The sequence below is a fragment of the Acinetobacter sp. YH16052 genome (genome assembly GCF_013417155.1).
Lineage (GTDB): Bacteria > Pseudomonadota > Gammaproteobacteria > Pseudomonadales > Moraxellaceae > Acinetobacter.
In genome coordinates, this window is sequence record NZ_VPEO01000044.1 from 1 (window position 1) to 6,552 (window position 6,552).

10 protein-coding genes are annotated in these 6,552 nt (G+C 36.4%); 4 read left to right on the forward strand and 6 right to left on the reverse strand.

Features of this window, described 5'->3' with window-relative positions:
- Together FTV42_RS14980 and FTV42_RS14985 are read left to right on the forward strand one after the other, a co-directional pair.
- Positions 1-815: MobA/MobL family protein (locus FTV42_RS14980; RefSeq protein WP_180039147.1), on the forward strand; the 815-nt coding region annotated here is incomplete at its 5' end.
- Entirely contained in the window at positions 812-1,321 is a 510-nt protein-coding gene (locus FTV42_RS14985) for a hypothetical protein (RefSeq protein WP_179991655.1), read from the forward strand. The genes FTV42_RS14980 and FTV42_RS14985, both read left to right, overlap by 4 nt.
- Before the next feature lie 107 nt (positions 1,322-1,428).
- Here FTV42_RS14985 and FTV42_RS14990 read toward each other — a convergent pair whose 3' ends face one another.
- The 4 genes from FTV42_RS14990 to FTV42_RS15005 form a co-directional block, all read right to left on the reverse strand.
- Positions 1,429-1,872, reverse strand: coding sequence for a hypothetical protein (locus FTV42_RS14990; RefSeq protein WP_179991656.1), 444 nt, complete (start codon positions 1,870-1,872; stop codon positions 1,429-1,431).
- Positions 1,873-2,190: 318 nt separating this feature from the next.
- Positions 2,191-2,406 (reverse strand): hypothetical protein, encoded by a 216-nt coding sequence (locus tag FTV42_RS14995; RefSeq protein ID WP_111886106.1) that lies wholly within the window; start codon positions 2,404-2,406, stop codon positions 2,191-2,193.
- Complete coding sequence (locus tag FTV42_RS15000) at positions 2,396-2,692, reverse strand: BrnT family toxin (protein ID WP_179991657.1); 297 nt, start codon at positions 2,690-2,692, stop codon at positions 2,396-2,398. The genes FTV42_RS14995 and FTV42_RS15000 overlap by 11 nt, the downstream gene beginning before the upstream one ends.
- 142 nt (positions 2,693-2,834) lie before the next feature.
- Entirely contained in the window at positions 2,835-3,716 is an 882-nt protein-coding gene (locus FTV42_RS15005; protein WP_005020924.1) for a hypothetical protein, read from the reverse strand.
- Between the two features lie 755 nt (positions 3,717-4,471).
- Here FTV42_RS15005 and repM point away from each other — a divergent pair.
- The gene (gene repM / locus FTV42_RS15010) at positions 4,472-5,410 is read left to right on the forward strand and encodes a replication initiation protein RepM (RefSeq protein WP_151208205.1); all 939 of its coding nucleotides are present in this window, start codon (positions 4,472-4,474) and stop codon (positions 5,408-5,410) included.
- A gap of 32 nt (positions 5,411-5,442) precedes the next feature.
- Here repM and FTV42_RS15015 read toward each other — a convergent pair whose 3' ends face one another.
- Both FTV42_RS15015 and FTV42_RS15020 read right to left on the reverse strand, forming a co-directional pair.
- Positions 5,443-5,757 carry a hypothetical protein gene (locus FTV42_RS15015; RefSeq protein WP_151208206.1) on the reverse strand — a complete coding sequence of 105 codons (315 nt, stop codon included), beginning with the start codon at positions 5,755-5,757 and terminating at the stop codon, positions 5,443-5,445.
- 14 nt (positions 5,758-5,771) lie between these two features.
- A complete protein-coding gene (locus FTV42_RS15020) occupies positions 5,772-6,059 on the reverse strand; it encodes a hypothetical protein (protein ID WP_020847062.1) in 288 nt (95 codons plus the stop codon).
- A 209-nt stretch (positions 6,060-6,268) separates the two neighbouring features.
- Between FTV42_RS15020 and FTV42_RS15025 the strand changes: the two genes are divergently transcribed.
- Positions 6,269-6,552: MobA/MobL family protein (locus FTV42_RS15025; protein ID WP_180039148.1), on the forward strand; the 284-nt coding region annotated here is incomplete at its 3' end.

Consider the following 6,552-nt stretch of genomic DNA (forward strand, 5'->3'; position numbering starts at 1 on the left):
TTCTGTCTAATTTAGATATTGAAATTGACCGTGGTGAACTTTGGAACTTGGCAGAAAAAACCGAAAACCGTAAAGATGCCCGAACCGCTAGAGAATGGGTCATTGCCCTACCTGATGAATTAGACGCTGATCAACGTAAGGACTTGGCAAAAGACTTTGCCAGGTCCTTAGTTGATCGCTATGACGTGATCGCAGATTTAGCCATCCATGAACCGAGTAAAGGCGGTAATGATAAAAACCATCACGCTCATATCATGCTCACAACCCGAAAAGCCGAATTGGACGCAGACAATAAACTCACTCTGACCACAAAAACTGATATTGAACTCAGCAACGCCAAACGAAAAAGCCTTGGTATGGGGACAACCCAAGAAGATATTAAGCAAATTAGAGAAACATGGGCAGACTTAGCCAATAAAGCCTTGGAACGTGCAGGCTACCGAGAAAAAATAGATCACCGCAGCTATGCCGATCAGAACAACGGATTACAAGCCACCATCCACGAAGGCACCAAAGTCACTCAATTACGCAGACAAGGCATAGACACTGAAATCAGCCGTTTCAATGACAATGTGAAACAGCAGAATACCCAACAACTTAATCAACAGAAACAGCAGAAAGAGAGCGTTTTACAGCGTGGTTTAAATCGTGTTGATCAAGGTTTTGAGCAATGGCAGAAGAACCAAGAAAGCAAACGCCTAGAACTGGAACGCCAAGCCGAAATACAACGACAGCAAAAACTAGAGCATCAACAAGCCGAGCGAGCCAATCGTAAGGCATCACAAGACTTAGATCAGGGCGGAATGTCATTATGAGTAACCAAAACGATGATTTAGACCTAGACGATCAGTTATATATTCTATTGGCATCTATGAAGGAATACAGGGAAGCCATAGCAGACGATAATAAGCGATTAGAGACGTTTTACAATGAAGTGGCTAGCGGAGTACTTAATAAGGCTGAAAAGTCGCTAGAAAACGCAAATAAGAAGCATACAGGTGCATTGAATAATAGTATTCAGCATTTAAACCAAGTTGCAGCTCAACTAAATGCAAAATTTATCCTATTTTTCGCCAGTACTTTTGTGGCTTTGGTTCTCGTATTGCTTTTGGCTATATTTTTGTATATCCCAAGCCTTGATGAAATCCAACAGCGCAGAGCAGATAAAAAAGCATTAGCAGCATATGCACTTCAAATCAAAGTTGATGATGGAGAAACACTCGTCAGAATCATGACGAAAAATCCGTGTTACTCATTCCAACCAAATAGCGTCAAAGAAAAGACCTATGACTGGTGCCAGATCGACCCTAAAAAATACTAGATGATCGGTACTTTGCTTGGTTTTTCTCATTACTGATCAGATTACAGCAAGCGCAAAGTTGCCCGACTTTGAAACATGGCTAAAGCCATATTTCAAAGAGTCGAACATTAATTCTCTTTGCACTGTGTATTCACACTAGATTGATAACAAACAAATTTTCTACCGTCAGGCTGAGTTATATAAAGATAATCCCCGACGCTGTTGTATACGGAACCATTTGAACCATAGCCATTATTTTCATTTATTTGGTAATAAGTATAACCATTTGAACCGTAAGAACGATCTTCTGTATTGTAATAAGAACTACCATCACTCCCATATGTGAAGTTACCAACATTATTATAAGAAGTAGTACTGTTATTTTGTTTTTTATTAGCATAATTAACTACGGCATCAGCCATAGCATTTAAACCATTTTGAAGTTGCTGATTTCCTTGAGAGTAACTTTGAAAATTAACACTTGGCGGTGGGATATATGTCCAGTCGTATTTATTTGCTAAGGTAGAAGTAGATAAAATAGTAAATGAAAAAAGTAGAATTAGTATTTTCATAATATTCATATTTAAGTAAAAATTAATTAATTTTAATTTGTTATAACTAATATGTATAGCTAGATGTATCGTAAGATGCCGAGTGAATGTCTACGAACGACTGAGCAACATTAAAATTTCGACCTACTTCATTATCAAGCGTAAGCGGACGAAAAAGCTTTATGAGAAATGCAAATTCATTAATGATCCTGAAAAATACTAGATGATCGGTACTTTGCTTGGTTTTTCTCATTGCTAAGCAAATTACAGCAAGCGCAAAGTTGCCCGACTTTGAAACATGGCTTTAGCCATGTTTCAAAGTATCGAGCTAAATTTTAATTAAACACGTTTCAAAGCCATGATATGACGAACCATATCGTTAATATGCTGTTTTGTTTCATTATCTTGAGAGCTTAGCCAAGTTACAACATCTGCATCAAAAGCCTTTGCTTGAGCAGTGGCATGGCGTTCTTGTAATTTTTTCACAAAATTTGGTTTTACTACTGGCGCATTGGTAGGGTCAAAATTTTTATAACGTTCTAATTCATTTTGCATGGTTATACCTCCGCTTTTGATTGTGCGATGGCTCAAAGCCAGTAATGATTCTTGCAACATCACCACGTTCAACCCAAACCACTGTTAGTAGTCTACCACGATTACTCAGACCAATTGATATTAGCCGTTGCTCATCGTAATGACCAAGATCGTCAAAGGAAATCAGCTCTGGATCAAGAAAAACGCTACATACTTCTTCAAAAGTAATTTCACGCCCTCGATAGACTATTTCCATTTTTTTATCGTGCCATTCAAATAGCAGACCGTAATACTCAATCAACGGCATGTTTAGCCTTTTCCTAGATTTACAACTTCTAAAAGTCTACTTAGAGGGTTTTACTTATTCAATAACTCATTAATTTAAATGGGTTCTAACATCTAAATTTCGTATAACAGCCATTATGTAAAATGAAGGTTTATAAATAAAATTAGCCCCCTAATTCTATTTTTCCATGACAGTGTTTATATCTATAACCACTATTACATGGACATGAGGCTGCTCTACGACTAGGAACTGGTACTAAATTCCAATTTTGACGCCATTTTATTCCTAAATTCAACATCATACCTACACCACAATTATATGAAAAATTTCGTATAAATTGATTTGTTTGAATGTTTGTACCTTTTGGTGAAACTTTTATGTCTATACCAGATACTTCAAAGTTAATTTCAGAAATAGTTAGAGGGAATTCTAAGGAATCAGGAGCTTCTATATCAAAATTCTTTTTAAATAATTCTTTATTATTAATGACATAAAATTTAATTGATAGAAAATCTCCATTTTCATATTTAATTTCAATTTCTTTACCACTAGGGGGGCACTTAAAATCAATAGGAGTTCCTATATTTTCCCAGCAGTTATTCCTCATTACTAAACGCTCTTCCTTAGACACACTAAGCATTTCAACATTTAGCAGTAAATAACCACTTTCATCCCTTGTTAAAGAAACTACATCATAATTATCAATTACAAGTGCGCGAGGTGTTTCATAGTAGAAATTTCCCCCTACTACGGTTAATAATTTATTTCTCCGCCATTCAAAATTGCCTTTTACTTTTTCTGAATTAACCTTATTTTTTTTAAACTCTACTAATTGATCATTGGTATAAGCATAATTATCAGCATTTTTATGATGCTGTGTACAAAGAGCAATCATACCCTCTGGTCTGTGATGATTTTCAATACTCCAAGGCGGATCGAAATGATGCCATTCGAGATAAGGGTTTCCACAATTAGGAACAGGACAACCAAATCCTACCTCCTGTCTAAGAGTTTGAATTACTTTTTTAGGGGGCGTCCTATTCATTGATGATCTACCATGTGATTTTTTAAATTGTCTAAAATTAACATAATACACCTTATACGAAATGCTTTTCATTTCTCATTAAATTTCAGTGTCTTATCTTGATGTAAAAAGCCCAACTGTACTCAGTTGGGCTTTTTTAATGATTTGTCACGTTCCACGCCTATTCTTTGATCAATGTTTCACAACTTTGATTAGCTCCATTAAATAATTAAAACCTAGATAATAAGAACCGAGCGAGTGTCTACGAGCGATTGAGCATCATCAAAATTTCGCCCTCGCCTTTTCTCTGATTACAAGCTCCCTTTCGATTTTAAACGGTAGGTACAGAGCATCCCGAATGGGTGCGAACTTTGGAGCTTTTGCTTTTCAAAAAGTATGAGCGAAGCGAATACATTATCAATGCTTTTACTTTTGAATATCACGAACAGTATTAATTAAAAACTGCCCCTCGAAGCGAGGAACGAGCTTCAATAGAGTACGAGCTTTAGCGAGTACCTAGGGCAGTTTTCCACAAGTTTTTATATTTTTTATTTTTAAATATATTTTTAAATATTTTTAAGTTGCTTGAAACGCTTGTACAGCAAGGCTTTCACAGCTAATAAGTACACCAATTCCGACATATAAGTACACCAATTCCGATATTTTAGCCCCAATAAGTACACCAATTCCGACATATAAGTACACTAATTCCGATGATATTGACACGTACATTACAAAGGTGTACAAATACACTTGAATTATAAAAGTGTACAACAATGAAAAATGACTTAGTTGTAAAAGATAATGCGTTGATTAATGCTAGTTATAGTCTTGGTCTTGTCGAACAGCGATTGATTTTATTAGCTATCGTTATTATTCGGGAACATACTCATAACATGCACCTTGACTATATTGCATTCAATAAACCAATTGAGATTACAGCAGAAAGTTATATTAATACGTTTGGTGTAAGCCATAGCACAGCATACGAAACACTAAAGGATGCCTGTAAGTCTTTATTCTCAAGACAGTTTAGCTATCAAGAACCTAGAGAAAAAGGTATTGCTCATAAAACGACTCGCTGGGTGTCTGATATTGCTTATATTGATAATTCTGCAACTATAGAATTTACTTTTGCTCCAGCGGTCTTACCCCTAATCACTTATCTTGAACAACACCTTACAAGCTACGAATTAAAACAAGTTGCCAATCTAACAAGCGGTTATGCTATTCGCCTATACGAACTTTTAATTGCGTGGCGTAGTACTGGGAAGACACCAATTATTGATTTAAATGAATTTCGTTTAAAACTTGGAGTTGGAGATGAAAAATATCAAAGAATGGGGCAATTTAAAGAAAAAGTTTTACATATTGCTATTGAGCAACTTAACAAACATACAGACATTACCGTAACTTATGAGCAACATAAGCAGGGGCGTACAATTACAGGGTTTTCATTCAAGTTTAAGCAAAAAGTACAACCTAAAATTGAAACTAAACGAGATCCCAATACCCCTGATTTTTTCATCAAAATGACCGATTCCCAACGTCATTTATTTGCAAACAAACTGTCTGAAATGCCTGAAATGGGGGCATATTCTCAAGGTACAGAAAGCTATCAGCAGTTTGCTATTCGTATTGCAGACATGCTTTTAGAGCCTGAAAAATTCAGAGAGTTATACCCTTGCTTAAAAAAGGCAGGATTTGGTAATTAAAAAAAAGGAGCTTCAGCTCCTTTTTTTTAATTTTATTCTTTGGCTGGCTGTCCTATCGAATCTAACTGATTAATCAGTTCCGCATTTACTTCTTCGCCCGACTTATTGGCAGTATCTTTACTTTCAAATCGTGATGAATCTTGGAGTTCTTTTTTCATACGTTCACGGTCTTCGTCTGTAATTTCTTGCGGAGCAGGTACTTGTTGCGCTTCTTGGCGTACTTCTTCCACAATCTCAGGAGACGATGCTTGCACTCTTACATGTTCTGGTTCTTCTTTATTTTTGCTGCATGCAGTAAGGGTAATAACTGACATTGTTAATAAAGACATTAAAATTTTATATTTCATAAAGAATATCCAGCTTAATTGTTATTCATCGAAGGTAAATCAAAAAGTATTCTATCCCGATCCTCTATTAAATAATCATTAAGTTCAGCGAGTATTTTTTCTTTGTTGGCTTCATTGGATTGCATTTTTTTAATCAAGTAAGAACCAAGTAAGATTTTACGCCGAGTATCATCCTTGCGTTCTTGCTCTTTCTGCTTTGTTCTTTCTCTTGCTTCAATAGCCTGTTTCTGAGCTTTTAACTGTTTCAGCTTCTCCAACTGGGCTTCAATTTTCTTTTCAATATTTTCAGTTGATTTTGTCATAACGGTTAATTTCGGGATATAGAAAACCACTCAAGCATAAGGCTCTATGAACTAGAGTTCAAGCGAGCTATATGCTATCGTGTTTTTCATGAAATGCGCACTTACGACTTGGATTTCATCCAAGTCAAAGTTTGCGTAAGGGGAATCCCCTTAACCCCAAAAAACTGCTACGCAATTTTTTAAAAGCAAAAGCACCCCAAGGCGACTGCATGGCAATTTATCATTGTTCCACTAAAACGGTTAACCGAAGTTCGGGAAGAACTGCGGTTGCATCGAGTGCCTATCGTGCAGGGGAAAAACTAGAAGATGAACGCACAGGACTGACCCACGACTTTACGAGAAAAGACGGTGTCGCCCATTCTGAAATTCTGTCTAATTTAGATATTGAAATTGACCGTGGTGAACTTTGGAACTTGGCAGAAAAAACCGAAAACCGTAAAGATGCCCGAACCGCTAGAGAATGGGTCATTGCCCTACCTGATGAATTAGACGC